The 18,429-nt window shown below is 68.1% G+C and carries 20 protein-coding genes; 12 read left to right on the top strand and 8 right to left on the bottom strand.

Translation table 11 applies throughout. The features are described 5' to 3' along the window. Positions 1 to 1,269: a glycosyltransferase family 4 protein gene (locus tag J4E04_RS19565; protein WP_490149413.1), complete on the top strand. Its 1,269-nt coding sequence runs from the start codon at positions 1 to 3 to the stop codon at positions 1,267 to 1,269. Between the two features lie 4 nt (positions 1,270 to 1,273). Next, on the top strand, positions 1,274 to 1,882 hold the full coding sequence (locus J4E04_RS19560) for a serine O-acetyltransferase (protein ID WP_490149412.1): 609 nt from the start codon (positions 1,274 to 1,276) through the stop codon (positions 1,880 to 1,882). On the opposite strand, the gene J4E04_RS19555 is transcribed toward J4E04_RS19560, so the two are convergent. Further along, positions 1,872 to 2,798, bottom strand: coding sequence for a cellulase family glycosylhydrolase (locus tag J4E04_RS19555; RefSeq protein ID WP_490149411.1), 927 nt, complete (start codon positions 2,796 to 2,798; stop codon positions 1,872 to 1,874). The genes J4E04_RS19560 and J4E04_RS19555 overlap by 11 nt on opposite strands. Before the next feature lie 416 nt (positions 2,799 to 3,214). Between J4E04_RS19555 and J4E04_RS19550 the strand changes: the two genes are divergently transcribed. The 6 genes from J4E04_RS19550 (at position 3,215) to J4E04_RS19525 (ending at position 6,822) form a co-directional block, all read left to right on the top strand. Next, complete coding sequence (locus tag J4E04_RS19550) at positions 3,215 to 3,427, top strand: hypothetical protein (protein WP_490149410.1); 213 nt, start codon at positions 3,215 to 3,217, stop codon at positions 3,425 to 3,427. Then, complete coding sequence (locus tag J4E04_RS19545) at positions 3,424 to 3,582, top strand: hypothetical protein (protein ID WP_490149409.1); 159 nt, start codon at positions 3,424 to 3,426, stop codon at positions 3,580 to 3,582. Before J4E04_RS19550 ends, J4E04_RS19545 begins: the two co-directional genes overlap by 4 nt. A gap of 30 nt (positions 3,583 to 3,612) precedes the next feature. After that, positions 3,613 to 4,398 (top strand): sensor domain-containing diguanylate cyclase, encoded by a 786-nt coding sequence (locus J4E04_RS19540; protein WP_490149408.1) that lies wholly within the window; start codon positions 3,613 to 3,615, stop codon positions 4,396 to 4,398. Between the two features lie 54 nt (positions 4,399 to 4,452). Continuing rightward, on the top strand, positions 4,453 to 5,196 hold the full coding sequence (locus tag J4E04_RS19535) for a polyprenol monophosphomannose synthase (RefSeq protein ID WP_204869894.1): 744 nt from the start codon (positions 4,453 to 4,455) through the stop codon (positions 5,194 to 5,196). 88 nt (positions 5,197 to 5,284) lie between these two features. Then, on the top strand, positions 5,285 to 6,061 hold the full coding sequence (locus tag J4E04_RS19530; RefSeq protein ID WP_307097612.1) for a GAF and ANTAR domain-containing protein: 777 nt from the start codon (positions 5,285 to 5,287) through the stop codon (positions 6,059 to 6,061). Then, complete coding sequence (locus J4E04_RS19525; protein WP_490149407.1) at positions 6,058 to 6,822, top strand: GAF domain-containing protein; 765 nt, start codon at positions 6,058 to 6,060, stop codon at positions 6,820 to 6,822. The genes J4E04_RS19530 and J4E04_RS19525 overlap by 4 nt, the downstream gene beginning before the upstream one ends. 1 nt (position 6,823) lies before the next feature. Here J4E04_RS19525 and J4E04_RS19520 read toward each other — a convergent pair whose 3' ends face one another. From J4E04_RS19520 to J4E04_RS19510, 3 genes are all read right to left on the bottom strand, one after another. Then, a complete protein-coding gene (locus J4E04_RS19520; protein WP_056443925.1) occupies positions 6,824 to 7,012 on the bottom strand; it encodes a DUF2795 domain-containing protein in 189 nt (62 codons plus the stop codon). A gap of 76 nt (positions 7,013 to 7,088) precedes the next feature. Continuing rightward, on the bottom strand, positions 7,089 to 8,126 hold the full coding sequence (locus tag J4E04_RS19515; RefSeq protein ID WP_222633061.1) for a GGDEF domain-containing protein: 1,038 nt from the start codon (positions 8,124 to 8,126) through the stop codon (positions 7,089 to 7,091). 149 nt (positions 8,127 to 8,275) lie between these two features. Beyond that, on the bottom strand, positions 8,276 to 8,758 hold the full coding sequence (locus J4E04_RS19510) for an Lrp/AsnC family transcriptional regulator (RefSeq protein WP_027506980.1): 483 nt from the start codon (positions 8,756 to 8,758) through the stop codon (positions 8,276 to 8,278). A gap of 240 nt (positions 8,759 to 8,998) precedes the next feature. Between J4E04_RS19510 and J4E04_RS19505 the strand changes: the two genes are divergently transcribed. After that, positions 8,999 to 10,624, top strand: a complete 1,626-nt coding sequence (locus tag J4E04_RS19505; RefSeq protein WP_490149406.1) for a tyrosine-protein kinase domain-containing protein — start codon at positions 8,999 to 9,001, stop codon at positions 10,622 to 10,624. 237 nt (positions 10,625 to 10,861) lie between these two features. On the opposite strand, the gene J4E04_RS19500 is transcribed toward J4E04_RS19505, so the two are convergent. From J4E04_RS19500 to J4E04_RS19490, 3 genes are all read right to left on the bottom strand, one after another. Then, the gene (locus tag J4E04_RS19500) at positions 10,862 to 11,236 is read right to left on the bottom strand and encodes a hypothetical protein (RefSeq protein ID WP_490149405.1); all 375 of its coding nucleotides are present in this window, start codon (positions 11,234 to 11,236) and stop codon (positions 10,862 to 10,864) included. Positions 11,237 to 11,321: 85 nt separating this feature from the next. Continuing rightward, positions 11,322 to 11,834 carry an arsenate reductase/protein-tyrosine-phosphatase family protein gene (locus tag J4E04_RS19495; RefSeq protein WP_027506976.1) on the bottom strand — a complete coding sequence of 171 codons (513 nt, stop codon included), beginning with the start codon at positions 11,832 to 11,834 and terminating at the stop codon, positions 11,322 to 11,324. A 26-nt stretch (positions 11,835 to 11,860) separates the two neighbouring features. Then, positions 11,861 to 12,973, bottom strand: coding sequence for a GGDEF domain-containing protein (locus tag J4E04_RS19490; protein ID WP_222650757.1), 1,113 nt, complete (start codon positions 12,971 to 12,973; stop codon positions 11,861 to 11,863). Positions 12,974 to 13,085: 112 nt separating this feature from the next. Between J4E04_RS19490 and J4E04_RS19485 the strand changes: the two genes are divergently transcribed. The 3 genes from J4E04_RS19485 to J4E04_RS19475 all read left to right on the top strand — a co-directional run bounded on the left by J4E04_RS19485 (position 13,086) and on the right by J4E04_RS19475 (position 17,830). Further along, the gene (locus J4E04_RS19485; protein ID WP_490149404.1) at positions 13,086 to 14,408 is read left to right on the top strand and encodes an NAD(P)/FAD-dependent oxidoreductase; all 1,323 of its coding nucleotides are present in this window, start codon (positions 13,086 to 13,088) and stop codon (positions 14,406 to 14,408) included. Between the two features lie 137 nt (positions 14,409 to 14,545). Beyond that, positions 14,546 to 16,102, top strand: a complete 1,557-nt coding sequence (locus J4E04_RS19480; RefSeq protein WP_056443954.1) for a DUF7159 family protein — start codon at positions 14,546 to 14,548, stop codon at positions 16,100 to 16,102. A 255-nt stretch (positions 16,103 to 16,357) separates the two neighbouring features. Then, complete coding sequence (locus J4E04_RS19475) at positions 16,358 to 17,830, top strand: sugar transferase (RefSeq protein ID WP_373425246.1); 1,473 nt, start codon at positions 16,358 to 16,360, stop codon at positions 17,828 to 17,830. 19 nt (positions 17,831 to 17,849) lie between these two features. Here the strand turns inward: J4E04_RS19475 and J4E04_RS19470 are convergent, their stop codons facing one another. Continuing rightward, the gene (locus J4E04_RS19470) at positions 17,850 to 18,425 is read right to left on the bottom strand and encodes a YdcF family protein (RefSeq protein ID WP_490149403.1); all 576 of its coding nucleotides are present in this window, start codon (positions 18,423 to 18,425) and stop codon (positions 17,850 to 17,852) included. Between the last annotated feature and the right edge of the window lie 4 nt (positions 18,426 to 18,429).

Genomic DNA, 18,429 nt, shown 5'->3' with positions numbered 1-18,429 from the left:
GTGCGCATCGCACTCGTCGGAGTCAATTACCGGCCGGAGGTGACGGGTATCGCGCCGTACACCGCCGACGCAGCAGAGCACCTGACGTCCTCCGGCCACGACGTCCGCGTGTGTACCGGTTTTCCGCACTACCCGCGGTGGGCAGCGGACCCGAGATACGGCAGCCCCCGTATTCGCGAAGTGATCAACGGCGTCCAGGTGACCCGCGTCAGACATCACGTTCCGGCGCGCCCGTCGCTCACCGGGCGCAGTCGGCTGGAACTGTCCGTGGGACGCCGACTGGTGATGAACGACGTCCGTGGAGCGTCGGATGCCGACCTGTCGGGCGCAGATCTGGTCATCTGCGTGACACCAGCACTGCTGACATCGGCCTGCGTGGTCGCGTATCTGCGTACCCGGAGCGCGCGCCCGCGGATAGGTGTCTGGGTGCAGGACCTCTACGGGCGTGGGATCGTGCAGACCGGCTCGGGCGGGACGACGGCGGCGGCGGCGATCTCGGCTGTGGAGGGCGCTGTGTTCCGTGCCGCGGACGGTGTGGCGGTGATTCACGAACGTTTCGCCGAGCACGTCGTCGACAGTCTCGGCGTGCACAGAGAGCGCGTGTCCGTCGTACCCAACTGGAACCACCAACGCCACGTCGACCGGCCGTCGCGCGTCGAGGCACGACGCATGCTCGGATGGTCGCAGGACGCCGTGATCGCAGTGCACGCCGGCAACATGGGCGTCAAGCAAGGTCTGCACACCGTCGTGGATGCTGCGCGCGTGGCGCGGGACCGCGGACGGAATGTGCACTTCTACCTGGTCGGCGACGGGAATCAACGAGAGGCGCTGGAACGGAGCGGGGACGGCGTGGACACGATGACATTTCTTCGGCCGCTTCCCGACGACCAATTCCGCGCGTCGCTGGCGGCGGCCGACGTTCTCCTGGTCAACGAACTGCCGACCCTCACGGACATGGCGGTGCCGAGCAAACTGACGACCTACTTCGCCAGCGGCACACCCGTCCTGGCTGCTACATCTGCAGACTCGGTCACCAGTGCGCAGATCGAGTTGTCCGGCGCCGGGAGAAGGATCGACCCGGGGAATCCCGAATCGTTGCTCGCCGCCGTGATCGACATGGCGAGCGACATACCGGGTAGTGCTCGAATGGGTCTGTCGGGCAAAGGGTTCGCAGAGAGCGCTCTGTCGCGCTCGGTCGGAGTATCTCGTATCGGTGAGTGGGCGGACGGCCTACTCGGAATGCGGACGACACAGTCGGAAAGGCGGTAGCGACATGGTCTACACGGAGGACAAGCGCGCGCTCCTCGTCGCCGCCCGGATCTACTCGGCTGCTCTCTGGGCTGCGGTCGACGCGTATGCGCCCGGGGACGTGGTGGCATCGGATGTCGATCGTGCGATCGTCAGCGTGGCCGTACCCTCCCTGCTCGGGTTGACCGCTCGGGATCGTTTCGCGTACCTCGTCGGCGCTCTCCCCGAGTTCCGGTCGGTGGTCCATCTGAGGTTGGCGGCCGCCCCGTTCATCGTCAGGCGGTTACTTCGACGTCTGTACCCCGGTAAGACCGGACTCGTCCTCGTTCCGGGGCCGATCGGTCCTGGACTGTTCGTGCACCACGGAGGATCGACGATCGTCGACGCAGTCTCCATCGGTCGGAACTTCTGGGTGAACCAGAACGTGACGATCGGGCACTCCAGCAATGGGCGGCCCACGATCGGAGACGATGTGACGGTGGCGACCGGGGCGGTCGTTGCCGGTGGCATCACCATCGGTGACGGTGCGTGGATCGGGCCCAATGTGGTGGTCACTCGTGATGTCCCACCCGGAGCAACCCTCGTCGCGGCAAGGCCGGTGGACATCTCCACACCGTCGTCGGTCACCGGGTAGGCAGGGACGCGCTCGGCTTCGGATCGCCGTCCGAACGCAGGATGCCGTAGTTGTATTCGGGGTTCGCCTGGCCACTGTCCAGATCTTGGAAATCGAAGACGAAGGTGGGGCCGGCGAAGTCGAGGGATCGAAGGTACGCGACCCCGTCACCGATGATCTCGGCCTGTCGAGCGTCGGACACACCAGGTGACGACGCTGCGGTCGGTGCGCCGAACTCGGTGAACCAGATACGTGCATCGTCATCACCGTTCTCCACCATGACCGCTCGTACGGCAGCGATATCGGCAGCGGATCCCGACGCGGTGGTGTCACTCAACAGTTTCGGCGTGCTGTAAGGGTGCATCGCAACCGCGTCGAAAGACCCTGCTGCACAGAGATACAACGCGCGAACGAAGGTGGCGGGCGCGAGGGTCGACGTCGAGTCGACCGCCGGAGACAATCCTCCGGCGACGACGGTCGCATCCGGATCGGCGCGTTCGATGGCGTCGTGTGTGGCCGTGAGGATGCGGCAGTATCTCTCCGGATCCACGTTCGGGCCGAAAGCTGCAGAAATATTGGGTTCGTTCCACACCTCCCATGCTTGTACGGAACCCCGAAACCGTTCCGCTGCAAGCGAAGCGAACTGCGCGAACACTGCGGGATCCGACGGAGCGGGATGGGCCGTGGCCCGATAGTCGGGCGGCACTGCCCACGACGGAGCCCACGTGACGACACCGAGTACGGCAAGGCCGCGCTCGCGAGCGGCGTGAATCGTGGCGTCGACGCGCTCCCAATCGAATTCACCTCGGACCGGTTCGACCGATGACCATCGGACCGTGACGCGCACGGCCTCGAACCCGGCATCGGTGATCGAGGTCATCGCGTCGGCGGGTGAGGGCACCGTTGCGGAATCAGCGTCCAAGAAAGCGGCGGTCACGGCTGGTAGGTCGGCGTCGAACACCGGCACCGGTGGCGGGGCGGGATCGGGCGATATCGCCGGGGTGCACGAAGCAGCGAAGAGTACGACGGCGACACTTCCCGCTTTCCACCGTTGCACGCTGTCATCTTAAGTGCAGGTTGCCGTGCGTGCATGTACGGCAACACAGTTCGTGCGCCCGCGTCATGGACTCCCGCCCACCCCGCTGTTCTGCTTGATGTCGCAGGGGGACCGACGGTCGGTTCCCCACGACGTCGGGGGACATCTTGATCACAAGGCGCATTGTCGGCACCACGCTCGTAGCGGTCGCGACAGCGGTTGCGGGGGCGGGAACTGCGAGTGCATCGACCACGTCGAATCCGTTACTGGATGTCGTCGAGTCGTTCGAGACAGCCGTCGACGAGTGCTCTTCCGGGATGCTCACCGGCGCCATGGGCGGAGCGAGCGTGGGTGGAATGCTCGGCGCCGGCGGGGGTCCTCTCGGTGTCGCGGTCGGCGCCGCCATCGGCGGACTGGTGGGCGAGATCGGAGGCGGAGAGACGTCGTGTGACGACCGGGTGGTCACGGGTCGAGCGGTGGCCGACCCCGATCAGGTCACGCGCGGACACAAGGGCAAGGGTCGTAAGTGAGGTCGTCTCGCGTCGACGCGCGGATCTGGGCGGCCCTGTCGGTCCTTCTTTTCTGCACCACGCTGATGCTGATGGTCACCGGTGGCGCACCGGTCGCGATCTGGGGCTTCGTCGGCGCGACCGCTCTGGCGGCCGTCCGGGCGATGAGGACCTGACGACGGCTCTGACCTGCGTACGCTCGTGACATGAGTTCTCGGCAGGTGGACGAGGGCACGTACCAGGCGATGTTCGACGCCAGCACCGTTCCCATGGCGCTGGCGGACGAGTACGGCTTGCTGGTGCTGGCCAACGATGCCTACTGCCGTCTTGTCGGTCGCTCGTGGGACGACATCGCGGGACTGTCCTCACGCGGGTTCACTCATCCTGACGACATCGCCCAGCATGTCGGCATGGAGCAGCTCACGGCCGACGCCGACCGGCGAGGCGAAATCTTGCGGGTGGAGAAGCGGTACCTGCGCCCCGACGGTGAGATCCGGTGGGGATGGGTGTCGACGACCAGTGTCGTCACCGCCGACGGAACCGTCTGGACGATGGCGGTGATCCACGACATCACCGACCGTCGCACCAAGGAAGACGCCCTCGCGCAAGCTGTGATGACCGACGGCCTCACCGGCTTGCTGAACCGTCGAGGATGGCGTGAGCGCGTGCAGCAGCTGGTCGGATTTGCCGACGCCGCGACACGGATGCTCGGTCCTGATGTCGTGCTGGCTCGTTGGGGCGGCGAGGAGTTCGCGATGGCGGTCCCCGGTGGCGGCCCCGACGGCGTCACCGCGATCCTGACCCGGCTGATCGCTGTCATGCCGGAAGAACAGACGTTCTCCGCCGGCTGGGCGATGCTGGGTGTCGACGAGGACATCCACGACTGCCTCGATCGCGCCGATCACCTTCTCTACAGCGCGAAACGGGACGGTGGACGGGGTCGGACGTATGGGGACAGGTCCCTCGGTTCCCCGGTCGACGCCACATGGTGACGACGCGGATGTCCGGTTCTTGCGATCTACCGGCCGATCGATCACCATTCCACAGTGTCCGAAGCCTCCGCTGACCCCCGCATCACCGTCGTCGTACCCACGTACAACGAGCGCGAGAACCTTCCCAAGCTGGTCGGAATGCTCACCGACCTGCAGATGAAGAACCTCGGCGTCCTCGTGGTCGACGACGGATCGCCGGACGGAACGGGCGACGTGGCGGACGGGCTCACCACCTCCGCCGCCATCCCGGTGAGTGTTCTGCATCGCACCACCAAGGACGGGCTGGGCCGCGCGTACGTCGCCGGCATCCTTCGCGCGCTGGAGGAGGGGGCGGACATCGTCGTGCAGATGGACGCCGATCTCTCCCACCCGTGCGAGGCCATTCCACGCATGGTGCAGCGCCTCGAGGAGTCGGACGCCGCCGTGGTGCTCGGATCGCGCTACGTGCCGGGCGGCGCCGTCGCCGAGGACTGGCCGTGGCACCGCAAGGCGCTGTCGAAGTGGGCCAACCTGTACGTCAACGCAATCCTGCGGTTGAAGGTCAAGGACGCGACGGCCGGCTTCAAGGCCTGGCGCGCATCGACGCTGCGCACCATCGACGTCGCGTCCGTCGGCAGCAACGGCTACGCCTTCCAGGTGGAGATGAACTACCGCGTCATCAAGCACGGTCTGCGCATCGCCGAGGTGCCCATCCGCTTCGAGGAGCGCGTCGACGGCACCTCCAAGATGAGCCTCGCGGTGCAGCTCGAGTCCGCCGCCGTCCCGTGGAAGCTGCTGCGCAGCGGGATCGGAAAGTAGGAGGCGCATTCCGCGTCCGGGACACAGCGCGTGGGACACTGGGTGCGAGGCGCACCGGGCGTCCGGAGGAGGTTCGCTCGTGGATTCCATGCCCGACGACCCCACCCCTGACGACGATCGTCGTGCGTCCTCACGTGACGGTGCATCCTCGTTCACCGGTATCCGCCACGTCACCGAGACGTCGGTGCGGCTGACGGGTGTCGACGGGGCCGCGGTCGCGCTTCTCGGCACCTCGCACGACGTGCGCGAACTCGTCTTCGCCACCGACGCCCTCTCGCAGCAGCTCGACGAACTGCAGTTCACCGTCGGCGAAGGCCCGTGCATCGACGCGCATCGCTCCGCAGAACCGGTACGGGTGGGCGACATCCGCTCGCCCGATTCCGCGGCCCGCTGGCCCATCTTCGGACAGGGCGCGGCCACGCTGGGCGCTCGCGGGATGTACGCCTACCCGCTGCTGGGTGGCGCGTCGTCGTTCGGCGTCCTGGAGCTCTACCGCTCGACGCCCGTGGACCTGACCGACGTCGAGCACGACGCGGCCCGCATGTGCGCCGTCGCGATCGCGCGTACGGTGCTCGGGCACTACGTGAACCCGGACGACACCGACGACGCGGCGGCCACCCCGGAGGATGCTCTGGCATCGGAGGACGTCGCCGCCATCGAGGGCGCCGGCCCGTACAGCCGCGCCGACGTCTACGTGGCGGCGGGCATGATCGCGGTGCAACTGGCCGTGACCACCGATGTGGCGATGGACCGTCTGCGCGCGCACGCCTTCGCGCGAGGGCGCAGCGTCACCGAGGTCGCCGCTGACGTCGTGGCCCGTCGGATCAGCATGAGAGACGAACGAGACAACGGAGGTCCCCGGTGAACACGACGCCCACTCGGCTCGCCCTCGCCGACATCACCGCCACGCTGGTCACTCGCTTCGACCTGCCCGCCCTCCTCGAGCGCATCGCGGGCACCGCACTCGCCGGGTTCGACGCACACATCGCTGTCATCTCCCTGCTGGACGGCGATGCCCTGCATGCCGTGGCCACCGCCAGTGTCGGCAGTGCGGCCGCCGACGAGCGGCTCTTCACGTCCGGCCCCGTCCGCACCAGTGCCCGGGAAACGGCCGTGGCCATGATCGGCGACGCCTCGGCGGCGGGAAGCAGCCGGTGGGAGCAGTACCGCGCACTCGCCGAGGAGAGCGGCGTCGGCGCCGTGCGGGCGTATCCGGTCGTCGCCCTGGGCGTCGGACTCGGCGCCCTGGCCGTCTACACCGCCGAGCCGTGGGGGACCCAGCGTCCGGACGAGCTGGGGCAGATGCTCGCCGACCTGACGGCGTTGGCCCTCACCACCGGAGCGTCGGAGATACGACGCGTCGACGCGTCGGCCGCCGTGAAGGCAGTGCTCAGCGGCGCGGCCACCATCTCGGGTGCGACCGGTGTGTTGGCCGAATTCTTCGACGACTCCACGTCGGCGGCACGCACTCGGCTGTCCCGCCTGGCGCGGGCGCACGGCACCACGGACAGCGAGCACGCCGCCGCGATCATCGCCGCGCAGAACGTCGCGCCGGCGGACATCGGATCATCGGAGCTGATCTACCTGCCGACGAGTCCGGTGCCGCCCCGGCGCTTCGACTCCTGACCTACTTCTTGGTGATGGCGGCGCTGACGGCGTCGGGTCCGTCGTAGCTGTCGTCGGGCATGGACGACAGTGCGTCGACCACGTCGTCGTCCGCGCCGTTGCTCTTCGCGAGATCGGCCAGGTCTTTCGGCGACGCCGGGTAGTCGGCGCCGGCCAGGTGCTTCTGCAGTTCGATCGGATTGACGGCCATGGGACGGTCCTCTCGTCGTCGGGTGATGGCTCGCGTGCGAGCTACCCGAGGAGGAGGACGGCAAACCGTGCGGGCGTCAGTCCGTGTAGACCACCACGGTGTTGCGGCCCGCCGCCTTCGCTCGATACATGGCGATGTCCGCGAGGTGCATGCCGTGGTTGATGGTCGACGCGATCGGGGCCGCCGTCATTCGCGTGGTGTCGAGACACGAGACCCCGATGCTCACCGTCACCGGGATGAGGTCGGACGCGTCGGACAGCGCGAGCCGGATCGATTCGGCGAGAGCGTGCAGACCGGTGGACTGCGCGTCGAGCACCACGAGGAACTCCTCGCCGCCGCGTCGGGCGACCACTGCCCGGTCACCCAGGTGATCGCGCAGGCGCTGCGCGGCGAGCGCGAGCACCCCGTCGCCCGCGATGTGCCCGTGATGATCGTTGACCCACTTGAAGTGATCGAGGTCGACGAGCAGGAATCCCACCTGTGACCGTCCGCGGAGCTGCCGCTTCGCTTGCACCTCCAGGCCGCGCAGGTTGAGCAGTCCAGTCAGCGGGTCGGTCCGGGCGCTGTCGATCTGACGCTCGAGGTGCCGGTGCAGGGACATCGAGGTGGTGCTGACGATGGACATGGTCGCGTTGACCGCCAGCCAGATGCTCGTCGCCGCGGCGATGGTGGCCATGGCGCCGATCGGTTGCTCGCGCAGGACCAGTGCTGTCATCCAGCCGATCACGACGGTGGTCAGCACCAGGTGCACCACCACGGTGGCGCGTCCGCCGAAGAAGGCGACGTACGAGCTGATGACCGCGAACAGGGCGCACCCGGCGAGACCCAGAGCGTGACTGCTGCACAGCAGGAGGAAGGTCGACGTCCCCACGTCGGCGTAGACGGTGAAGGCCAGAGCGACGGCGCGCTGGGTGCGCGCCCGGCGCCACCAGGTGAACGACTTGCGAGCGGTGGCGACGATTGCGGCCACGGGAAGAGTGGACAGCAGGACGGCGATGGCTGCGATACGCGGGGCACCGGCGGCCGGGCCGGCGGCGCTGAACATCGTCAGGATGCCGGGGACGGCGAACGTCGGGATCAGCACAGCGATACGGCGACGCACGACGTCGGTCAAGGGTGCCCGGGACCGACCACGACTGCGGCCGCCGGAACCTGGGCGTATCACCTGTCGGACGGTATCAGCGTGGAACCTGCGTCGAGGGGCGGTTGCATGCTTCCGTCGGGCTGAATCCTTGTTTTGCGCGCACGTAACAGGAGCGGAAATCAGGAATTGTCGTTCTCTCGCGCGAGTCGCTCGATCAGCGGGCGTGTGCGATAGGGAATCGCTTCGCGCATCACGACGGAAACCGTCGTGCGTTCGACTCCGGGAACCGCGAGAATGAGCCCGGCGACGCGATACAGATCGTCGGCGTCCGCGGCGGAGACGCCGATCTGTAGATCCGCTCCGCCCGAGACACCGACCACCTCGGTCACCTCGGCGATGTCCCGCAGTCGATCGATGACCGCCTCGAGGCGGTGTTGGTCCGTCACTGCGCCCACGTACGCGCGGAGGGGATAACCCAGGTCCCGAGGGGAGACGAGCCGGTCCATCGGCGCGAGAGTATGTGAGTCGTCCCAACGAGAGAGTCTGGCCTGAACCGTGTTTCGAGCCAGTCCGAGGACCGAGGCGAGGTGGACTCCGGTGGCGCGAGGGATGTCGCAGAGCGCGAGCAACAGGCGAGCATCGGTGCGGTCGAGCTTGGTCACGTGGTGAACTGTGCCACACGGCGAGCGGAGCAGGCCGAAGTATGCAGTGCTCACGAACTCGATCGTGATTTCGGAAATCGGTGTTTCTCACATTTATCGCGTAAAAACCGGAGCGAAGCTTTCGCCCCGTTCTCGAGATGCCCGATGGTCACGACATGGTTAAGGTGAGTCCAGAAGTTTGCCCCAGATGTGTGGTCCGGGTGCTCGGTCCGGCCGTCATCGATGTGAGGAGTCGTCTCGGTGGAGATATCTGATTACGTGAGAATTCTCCGCGCGCGGTGGATCGTGATTGTTCTGACCACGGTGATCGCCGCAGCGGCGTCGCTGGTGTTCTCACTCGTGTCCACGCCCGTGTACGAGGCGTGCACCCGCCTCTACGTCTCCACCGGCTCGTCGTCGTCCTCGGTGACCGAGGTGTACCAGGGCAACCTGGCCTCGCAGCAGCGCGTCGCCTCCTACACGCAGCTCCTCGGCGGCGAGAGCGTCGCGCAGCGCACCATCGACAGCCTCGGCCTCTCCATGAGCCCGTCGACGCTGGCGTCGAAGGTCCGCACGACGTCCTCGCCCGACACCGTGCTGATCGACACGTGTGTCTCCGACGCGAATCCCACCACCGCTCGCGACCTCGCGAACGGCATCGGCGCGACCTTCGTCGGCTTCGTCGACGATCTCGAGACGCCCCCCGGTGGCGGAGCTGCCCTGGCGAAGGTCAGCGTCGTCGAACCTGCCCAGGTTCCTGCGGGTCCCGTGTCACCGAAGACCACGCGCAACCTCGCTCTCGGTGTCGCCGTCGGCCTGCTGCTCGGCATCGCGCTCGCGGTGATCCGCGACCGGCTCGACAACACCATCAAGGACCGCACCGCCCTCGCCGATCTCTCGGGCGTTCCCGTCGTCGGCGTCGTGCCCTTCGACAAGACCATCAAGGAGGAGGCGGCGCTCTCGTTCGCCGAGTCGTCCTCCGGCACCGCCGAGGCGTTCCGTGAACTGCGCACCAACCTCCAGTTCCTCGAGGTGGACTCCCCGCCGCGCGTCATCGTCGTGACGTCCGCCGTGCCCGCCGAGGGCAAGACGACCACGGCCGTCAACCTCGCGCTCGTCCTCGCCGAGGCCGGCCACCACGTGGCGCTCATCGAGGGCGATCTCCGTCGTCCCCGTGTCTCGAAGTACCTCGGCCTTGTCGGGTCCGTTGGCTTCTCCACCGTGCTGTCGGGACAGGCGGATGTACAGGAAGTGCTGCAGCCGACCAAGTTTCACGGTGTCGACGTCCTCGCCTCGGGGCCGTTGCCGCCCAACCCGTCCGAGCTGCTCGGCTCCGAGGCGGCGCGCACCGTCATGGACACGCTCCGCGCGAACTTCGACTACGTCGTCGTCGACGCACCGCCGCTGCTCCCCGTCACCGACGCATCCGTCATCACCGCGCATGCCGACGGCGCCATCGTGGTGACACGCCACGGCCACACCAAGAGGGACGAACTCACCCGTGCGCTGGGCAATCTGACGCAGGTGGGTGCCCCGATCCTGGGTGTCATCCTCACGATGGCTCCGTCGCGCGGCAAGCGGGACTACGACTACCGCCACTACTACGAGACCGACACCACGGTCGCTCGTCAGGACGCTCCGTCCGCCGCGGTGCGGCCGGCAGCACCGGTCGTGGTCCCCGAACCCGCACCGGAGCCCACCCCGGCACCCGCCCCCGAGGCCTACCCCGCGCCTCGCTACGAGCCGACTCGGAGCCATGGCGGTCGAGCGGCTCGACGTCAGGCCGAGAACGCGAACGGCAACGGCAACGGGATCGGGTACGAGGCCGAGCAGGTTCCGAGTCGGTCGACGATGCGTCCGCCGCCTCGCCGTCCGTATCAGTCCTGACAGAGGCGGGTGCTCGAACCCGCACCGTGTGAACGACGAAAGCCGCAGACCAGGGGTCTGCGGCTTTGTCATAGGCGACGGTGCCCGCCAGTGCGCCTCTCGGCAGGTGGCCGCTCGAAGCGGCTGATGGTTGGTACCCGGGGCATTGGGATCGAACACCGTCGGTGAGAGTAACGGCGTCCGTGGCGGAAGTATTCCGGGTGTGCACCACGTTCGTGACCGGGGGACACGGCACCGTCAGTTGTCCCCCGAATCTGTGTCCCCGGACTCGGCGTCGTCCGCGTCGATGGTGGTCGTCGTGGACGTGCGGGTGCGCCTCGTCGTGGTGGTCGGCTCGTCGGCCGTCGTGGCCGCGGTGGTGGTCGGCGGGGGCGTGGTGGTGGGCCGGGGTGTGGTGACGGGCGCGATCTGCCACGTCGGGGACGGCGGCACCTCGATGGTGGGCGCGTAGGTCAGGCTGCCCACGACGGCGACCGTGCCGTCGATGGGTGGGGGAGAGACCCGTCGGACGTCCGCGTCGAACACCCCGCCGGCGGCAGCGACGGTGAGCCCGCCGGCCAGGGCGGCCGCGGCGATGCCCATCACGACGGCGACGGCAGCTCTCTCACGCATGGTCTCCGCGCTCCGTTTCCGCCCGTGTCCTCGAGCCGAGTCATACCGTAGCCGGGGAGACGGCGGGTGGCAGTCCGAACTTCGATCAGCGAGCGCCCCAGATCTCGAACAGCGGACCGAGCGCCTCCGAGATGGCGTCGCCCACCCGCTCGTACACGTCGGTCGACTGACCGATGGGATCCATGATGTCGAGCTGCGTCACCGGGTTCGCTGCTCGCTCGGAGACCCACGCGGACGTGTCGATCACACCGGTGCGCCGCGCGAACTCCGCCGCCTCGAGCAACGTGAACGTGCGGCGGAGGTTGCGCGGCGCCACCGTCAGCACCTCGTCACGGTGCCGCGAGGTCATCGTCAGCACCAGATCCGCCCCGGACGCGATGGTCGGGGTGAGTCTGCGGGCCACGAAACCGGTGGGATCTCCGCCCAGGGACTCGAGAACGCGGGCCGCCTCGGCCTGGACACCGTGCCCGATCACGGCACGAGTGCCGGCGCTGTCGGTGGTCACGTCCAGGTTGAGGTCACGGGCGAACGCGGCGGTCAAGCGTTCCGCGGTGGGGGAGCGGCAGATGTTGCCCGTGCAGACGTAGAGGACATGCATGAGCGGAGTGTAGGTCCGCCCCGGTGTCAGGTGCGCGCGTTGTCCGTCGTGGTGTACGCCTGGTCGTCGAACCGCAGGCTGTCCCCTCCCGCGCGCTTCGCCTCGTACATCAGACGGTCGGCGCGGCGGATCAGCAACTCGACGTCGTCGGCGTCGCGGGTCCACCGGCTGCCGGGGATCCACGCCACTCCGGCACTCGCCGTGACCGGTACCTCGTCGGCGTCGCACCGGACGGCGGCGTGGACGTCGTCGAGACGGTTCCGCATCTCCGCCCACGACACGATCCCGACGACGCAGAACTCCTCGCCGCCGAGACGGGCGACGTACGCCCAGGTGGTCGTACTGGTCTGCAACCGTTCGGAGACCCGTCGCAACACCTCGTCGCCGCCCTCGTGGCCCACGCGGTCGTTGACCGACTTGAACCTGTCGAGGTCGATCACCATCATCGCCACCACCTCGTCGTGACGTGCCGCCGCCAGCAATGGCGCGTGCACCACCGCGCTCAGCCCCCGGCGGTTCAGCGCCCCGGTCAGTGGATCGGTGCCCGACTGGTACGCGTCGTCCCGCAGGTTCGACAGCGGGATCTGCGAGAGCAGCGGTGCGAGAAGGAACAGTGCCAGCTGCACGACCAGCAGGACGGACAGGTACGCCACGTCGCTGTCGCCCTCCGCGGCGGCCGAGCCGAAGAAGTAGAGCGACACGGCCACCGTCAGCGCGATGTGCGCCACGAGCGTGCGGATCGAGTGGAAGTAGCCGCAGTAGATGCCGAGCAGGGCGAACACCACGGACACGGTGAACGAGGCCTGCACGTCGGCCAACATCGACAGCCCCACCACCAGCGCCACGTCGTCGCCGAACAGGAAGACGAGGGATTGCCGACGAGTCGGCCACGTCCCGCGGAGCCACAGCAGCGCCGACACGGCGCCCGTGACCAGGCAGGCGATGAACACCGCGCGGGCGGCAGGTGAGGGGGGTGCCCCGCTGGTGAAGAGCAGCAGGGACCCGGCGAGCACCACCATGAGCACCACTGCGGCCATCATGCGGCGGTAGGGCCGCTGCAGTCCGCGCTGCGCCATGTAGCCGGGCATCGCGGAGTAGTCGAACGGTCGACTCCACCACTCGCCCACAACACGGAACATCGACTGGCAACTCTCGGCTGGGAAGAATGGTGAAAGGTAAACCTACTCACAGGTTCGTGACGACGCCCCGCTTCGTTACAGCACCGAGGCCTCGCGTGGCAGGATTTCGAGCATGGCTGATGAACTCTCACGACAGCGCCCGAGTGTCGTCGTCGTCGGCGGCGGATTCGGTGGGCTGTACGCCGCCCGGCGACTGCGCCACATCGACGGCGACGTCACCGTGATCGACCGCGGCACCTCGCACGTCTTCCAACCGCTGCTCTACCAGTGCGCCACCGGCCTGCTGTCCGAGGGATCCATCACCTCGCCGCTGCGGCACCTCCTGCGTCGACAGAAGAACACCCACGTCGCGCTCGGGGAGGCGTCGGGCATCGATCTCGAGAAGCGCCGGCTCACCGCGTCGCGTATCGACGGGTCGACGTTCGAGCTGCCCTTCGACTACCTCGTGTTCGCCGCCGGCATGCGGCAGAGCTATCACGGCAACGAGGAGTTCGCGAAGTACGCGCCCGGCATGAAGACCGTCGACGACGCGCTCGCGATCCGCCGCAAGCTCATCAGCGCGTTCGAGATGGCCGAGTCGCTGCCCACTCCCGAGGAGCGTCGGCCGTGGCTCACGTTCGCGGTGTCCGGCGGCGGCCCCACCGGCGTGGAGATCGCCGGGCAGATCCGTGAGCTCGCCGTCGGTGCCCTCGAGGACGAGTTCCGCTCGATCGACCCGAGCGAGGCGCGGGTGCTGCTGTTCCACGGTGGTGACCGCGTCCTCGAGTCGTTCGACGCCACGCTGTCGGCGAAGGCTCAGAAGACCCTCGACCACATCGGGGTGGAGACCCACCTCGGGGTCCACGTGACCGACGTGACGGCCGACCACATCGAGGTCACTCGCAAGTCGGACAAGCAGAAGACGACCTACGACACCCACACGGTGCTGTGGACCGCGGGCGTCGAGGCGGTGCCGTTCGCCGGCACTCTGGCGTCGGCACTGGGCGTCACGCAGGCGCGTGGCGGACGCATCCCGGTGGAGAAGGACCTCTCGGTCGCGGGGCACCCCACCGTGTACGTCGTGGGCGACGTGGCCGCTCTCGACGACCTGCCCGGAGTCGCGGAGGTCGCCATGCAGGGTGGCCGCCACGCGGGCGCGATGATCGCGAAGACCATCGAGAACGGGACGCGCGCGTCGTCGCCGTTCAAGTACCACGATCTCGGTAGCGCGGCCTACATCGCTCGTCGGCACGCGCTGCTGCAGGCGGGCCCGATCCAGCTCTCGGGCTTCGCCGGGTGGGCCGCATGGGGCGCGATCCACATCGCGTTCCTCTCGGGTCGACGCAACCGTGCCGGCACCTTGATCAACTGGGCCGCGACCCTCGCTTCGGGAACCAGACGCGAGCGAGCGGTCACGTTCGGCGATCCGGAGACCGCCCGCATGCCCTACGCGTGACCACCCTCCGGACAAAGTGGACGCCTGCCCCGTTTGCAAGGTCGTAACAGCCGATGTGACGGCGATGGCGCAGCCTGGTTACACTCTGTGATCGCACGCGCTCGTCGTGCGGTACATCGGTCCGGACAAGGCGGCTCATGACAGTACTGGGAGTGTCGGTGGGCACCAGTGCCGTGCGCTTGGCCAGGCCCGTTCAGGGGCTGCGCGCCGGCGTCGAGGCCGCCTTCCGTCACCGCGCCATCGACACGACGTTCGACCAGGCCGAGCAGCTCGCGGCCGAGTCCATCGGTGTCATCCTCGCCGACCCCGCCGACCCCGAGTCGATCTCCGCCACCGGCGTCGCCTACCGCGACGACGCCCAGGCCGGCGCCGTCGCCCGGGCCATGGCCCGCCAGCACATCGTCAACTACCGCCTCGTCCCCGAAGTGCATGCGGCCGTGCAGTTCCTGCGGTCCACGGGTGATCTCGACGGGCTCCACGTCGTCGGGTTGTACGACCTGGGCAGCTCGGGTCTCAGCGTCACCGTCGTCGACCTCGACAACGGGCAGGTGCTCGCCTCCGAGCGCAGCTTCGCCGTCAGCGGCAACATGTTCGACGCCACCATCCGCGACAACCAGATCGGCCGCCAGCAGAGTGGCCTGGACGACGTGGACGGACGCGAGTTCGAGCTCCGGTGCCGCGTGGCCAAGGAACAGCTCTCCTCGAGCGGCGCCGTGTGCCTGCCGGGTATCGGCGGGCTCATCCTGCTGTCCCGCGAGGCGTTCGAGTCGATGGTCGCCGTCCCCATCGAGCAGTCCGCGCGGCTCACGCGCGACGTCATCACGCGCGCCGGCCGCCCCGTCGATGCTCTCGTCATGATCGGCGGCGGATCCCGCATACCCCTGGTCCGGGCGACGCTCGCGGGCTGGGTCGGTCTGCCCACCATCACGCCCGCGGAGCCCGAGCTGGTCGCCGCGAAGGGTGCGGCACTGTCCGCGACTCCCGTGGACGGCCAGTCGAACTCCGGTCCCGTCCCGATGGCCGCCCCTCGTCCCGCTGCTCCCGCTCCGACCGTCGCGGCACCGCTGGTGTCCGCTCCCGTGGTCGCCGGGCCGGTCGAGCCGCGCACGCCGGACGCACCGGCGCCGGAGAAGGCGCTCAGCGCACCGTCCGCGGAGACCATGGCCTACAGCGACGTGGAGAGCCGTGAGCACTCTGCGCGCGACATCGACCATGCGGCTCGCGACTCGGAGCATCGCCCCGACGTGGCGGATCCGCGTGCGGCGGAGACTCCCTCGTGGCTCTCCGGGTCCGGTTCCGCAGCGCCGGAACAGCGTTCGTCACGCCCACGGCTGCCGCTCATCGCGGCCGTCGGTCTCGCGGTGATAGCTGCCGTCGGGCTCGCGCTCGGGTACGGCGCGACGCCGTCGCAGTCCACCGCCGACGTCACCCCGGCCGATCAGGCGGGAACGTCGAGTTCGGACGCACCGTCCACGACGACGGCGACCACCACACGGACCACCACCACGGTGCCGCCGACCACCACCACCGTTCCCCCGGTCGCTCCGGCTCCGGTGGAGGCGCCCGCTCCGGCCGCCGAGGTTCCCGACGTGGCGCCTGCTCCCGCGCCCGCTCCGCCGACCATCCCGGGTCTCCCCGGTGTGCAGCTGCCGCCCGGCATCCAGATCCCGCCGGGTCTGATTCCCGGGTTCTGACTCCGAGTCACACCTCTCGGTCGGTTTCTCTGAGGCCTGAAAACAAACCGAAAGTATCTTGCGTGATATGATCTTCGGTATCCGGTCTTCTTCCGACCGGTGGCTGCGCTGCGGGGCGCGTCGGCGGCGGAACTCGAGCCAGAGGCGGTGTCGTGCGTGACCAGCGTTGACGAACGAAGCAGTGTCAGAGGTGTGTCGATCCCTCGTCCTGCCGTGTCGAGAACGACCGACGAGCCGAACTACTCTCGCGTCACCGTGCCTTTCCCTCGGGTCGCACCGTCGTCACGGGCACACTGGCAAGCCGTCTACCGGCGCCGTGTGGCCCTGACCGATCTGGCGGTCATCGTCCTCTCCGTCGCGCTCGCACACGTGGTGCGGTTCGGGGAGAACTCGTCGCTCATGGCCGCGTCCGTCGACATCGACTACGTCACGGTGTCACTGCTTCTGGTGGTCGGTTGGTCCGCCTTCCTGGTGATCTTCGGAGCCAGGTCGACGCAGATCATCGGGACCGGGGCAGAGGAGTATCGACGCATCCTCTCGGCGACCATGCGACTCTTCGGCGTCGTCGCGATCCTGTCTCTGCTGTTCCGCATCGACTTCGCGCGCGGCTACCTGGCCATCGCCCTTCCCTTCGGCGCCGTCGGCCTGCTGATCGGTCGGCACGTCTGGCGGGGGTGGGCACGACGACACAAGGCGTCGGGACTGTTCACGACCTCGGTGCTCGTGGTCGGTTCGCACCGCGCCGCCACATCCATGGCGGCGTCCTTCGAGCGGGACGAGTCGAGTGGCTGCCGGGTCGTGGGTGCCTGTGTGCCCGGGCACGGTGTGGCCACGTCCAGCAATGGAGCCGGGTCCCTCGACGTCGACGGTCACCGCATTCCGGTACTCGGTGACGAGCACGCCGTCATCGCTGCCATGCATTCCACCGGCGCCGACGTCATCGCGGTCACCGCGACCGAGCATCTGGGTGCCGAAGGAATGAAGCGCCTGCTCTGGGAACTCGACCCGTTCGGCGTCGATCTGGTCGTGGCGCCCGGCGTCGCCGACATCGCAGGTCCGCGGCTCACCCTCCAGCCGGTCGCCGACCTTCCACTCCTCCATGTTCAGAAGCCGCGCTATCAGGGAGCCACCCGCTTCACCAAGACCGCCTTCGACATGTGTTTCTCGGCTCTCGCGCTCCTGCTCGTGTCGCCCGTTCTGCTCGCCATCGCGCTCGCCGTGAAGATCGACACTCGCGGCCCCATCTTCTACAAGTCGGAGCGAATGGGACTGGACGGCAACCCCTTCCAGATGATCAAGTTCCGCACCATGGTGGTGGACGCCGACAAGCATCTGGCCACCCTGCTCGCGCGCAACGAGAGCGAGGGGGGAGTGCTGTTCAAGATGAAGCACGACCCGCGAGTGACGCGTGTCGGCCGAGTTCTACGCCGCTACAGCCTCGACGAGTTGCCGCAGTTCGTGAACGTGCTCCGTCGCGAGATGAGCGTCGTCGGTCCGCGTCCGCCGTTGCGCCGTGAGGTGGAGACGTACGACGGAAACGTGCGTCGGCGTCTGCTGGTGCGTCCCGGTGTGACCGGCCTGTGGCAGGTGAGTGGTCGATCCGACCTCACGTGGGAAGAATCTGTGCGCCTGGATCTCTCGTACGTGGAGAACTGGTCCATGACACAGGACATGCTGATCATCGTGAAGACCGTGCGTGCGGTGTTCGGCAGCGAAGGCGCGTACTGACTCCGTGTGCGAAGGGCTGTCAGCAGTCCTCGAACACCGCGCGTGCGAATCCCGCTGTCTGATAGACGTACTGCCACGTCCACGCCCACCAGGGGAGCTCGGTCGGGCTCTCGAGCACGGTCAGGTCACCGTCCCAGCACTTGTCGAGGATGTACCGACTGCGCGACACGTGGGGCCGGAACGTCACGACCAGAACATGTTTCCAATTCTGCTCCTCCGCGAGCCGGCGGATCTCTCGTCCCTCACCGCGGGTGGTCGACGGGTCCGGAACGAAACAGGTGACCGTGAAGTCGTAGGTGCCGTTGCACAGATCGCTCATGTAGTCGGGATCGCCGTAGGAACCGACACCTCGTGCGGTGTACGGATCCGAGAACACCACCTGCGGCGCATAGCCGTCCTCTGCCAACTCGAGGCCGAATTCCTCACGTCCGTCGTGGGCGCCTCCGAGAACGACGATGGCGTCCGCGGCAGTGGGCTGATCGACGCGCGGGCTCACGTAAGGCTCCCAGCCGACGGCGGTGGCCACGGCGACGGCGCCGACAACGGTGAGCGCCACCCGACGGCGACGGCGCCGGGGCGACTTCCTCTGCAGCACCCGG

The organism is Rhodococcus sp. NFXS4 (genome assembly GCF_058139645.1).
Note: the sequence above shows the minus strand (reverse complement) of the source record. Positions and strands in the feature narration are given on the sequence as shown.

Coding starts and splice junctions, on each gene's coding strand:
- J4E04_RS19480 (WP_056443954.1), top strand. CDS start 14,546: ATGACAGTACTGGGAGTGTCGGTGGGCACCAGTGCCGTGCGCTTGGCC.
- J4E04_RS19520 (WP_056443925.1), bottom strand. CDS start 7,012: ATGGCCGTCAATCCGATCGAACTGCAGAAGCACCTGGCCGGCGCCGAC.
- J4E04_RS19485 (WP_490149404.1), top strand. CDS start 13,086: ATGGCTGATGAACTCTCACGACAGCGCCCGAGTGTCGTCGTCGTCGGC.
- J4E04_RS19550 (WP_490149410.1), top strand. CDS start 3,215: ATGCTCACCGGCGCCATGGGCGGAGCGAGCGTGGGTGGAATGCTCGGC.
- J4E04_RS19500 (WP_490149405.1), bottom strand. CDS start 11,236: ATGCGTGAGAGAGCTGCCGTCGCCGTCGTGATGGGCATCGCCGCGGCC.
- J4E04_RS19540 (WP_490149408.1), top strand. CDS start 3,613: ATGAGTTCTCGGCAGGTGGACGAGGGCACGTACCAGGCGATGTTCGAC.
- J4E04_RS19530 (WP_307097612.1), top strand. CDS start 5,285: ATGCCCGACGACCCCACCCCTGACGACGATCGTCGTGCGTCCTCACGT.
- J4E04_RS19490 (WP_222650757.1), bottom strand. CDS start 12,973: ATGTTCCGTGTTGTGGGCGAGTGGTGGAGTCGACCGTTCGACTACTCC.
- J4E04_RS19495 (WP_027506976.1), bottom strand. CDS start 11,834: ATGCATGTCCTCTACGTCTGCACGGGCAACATCTGCCGCTCCCCCACC.
- J4E04_RS19560 (WP_490149412.1), top strand. CDS start 1,274: ATGGTCTACACGGAGGACAAGCGCGCGCTCCTCGTCGCCGCCCGGATC.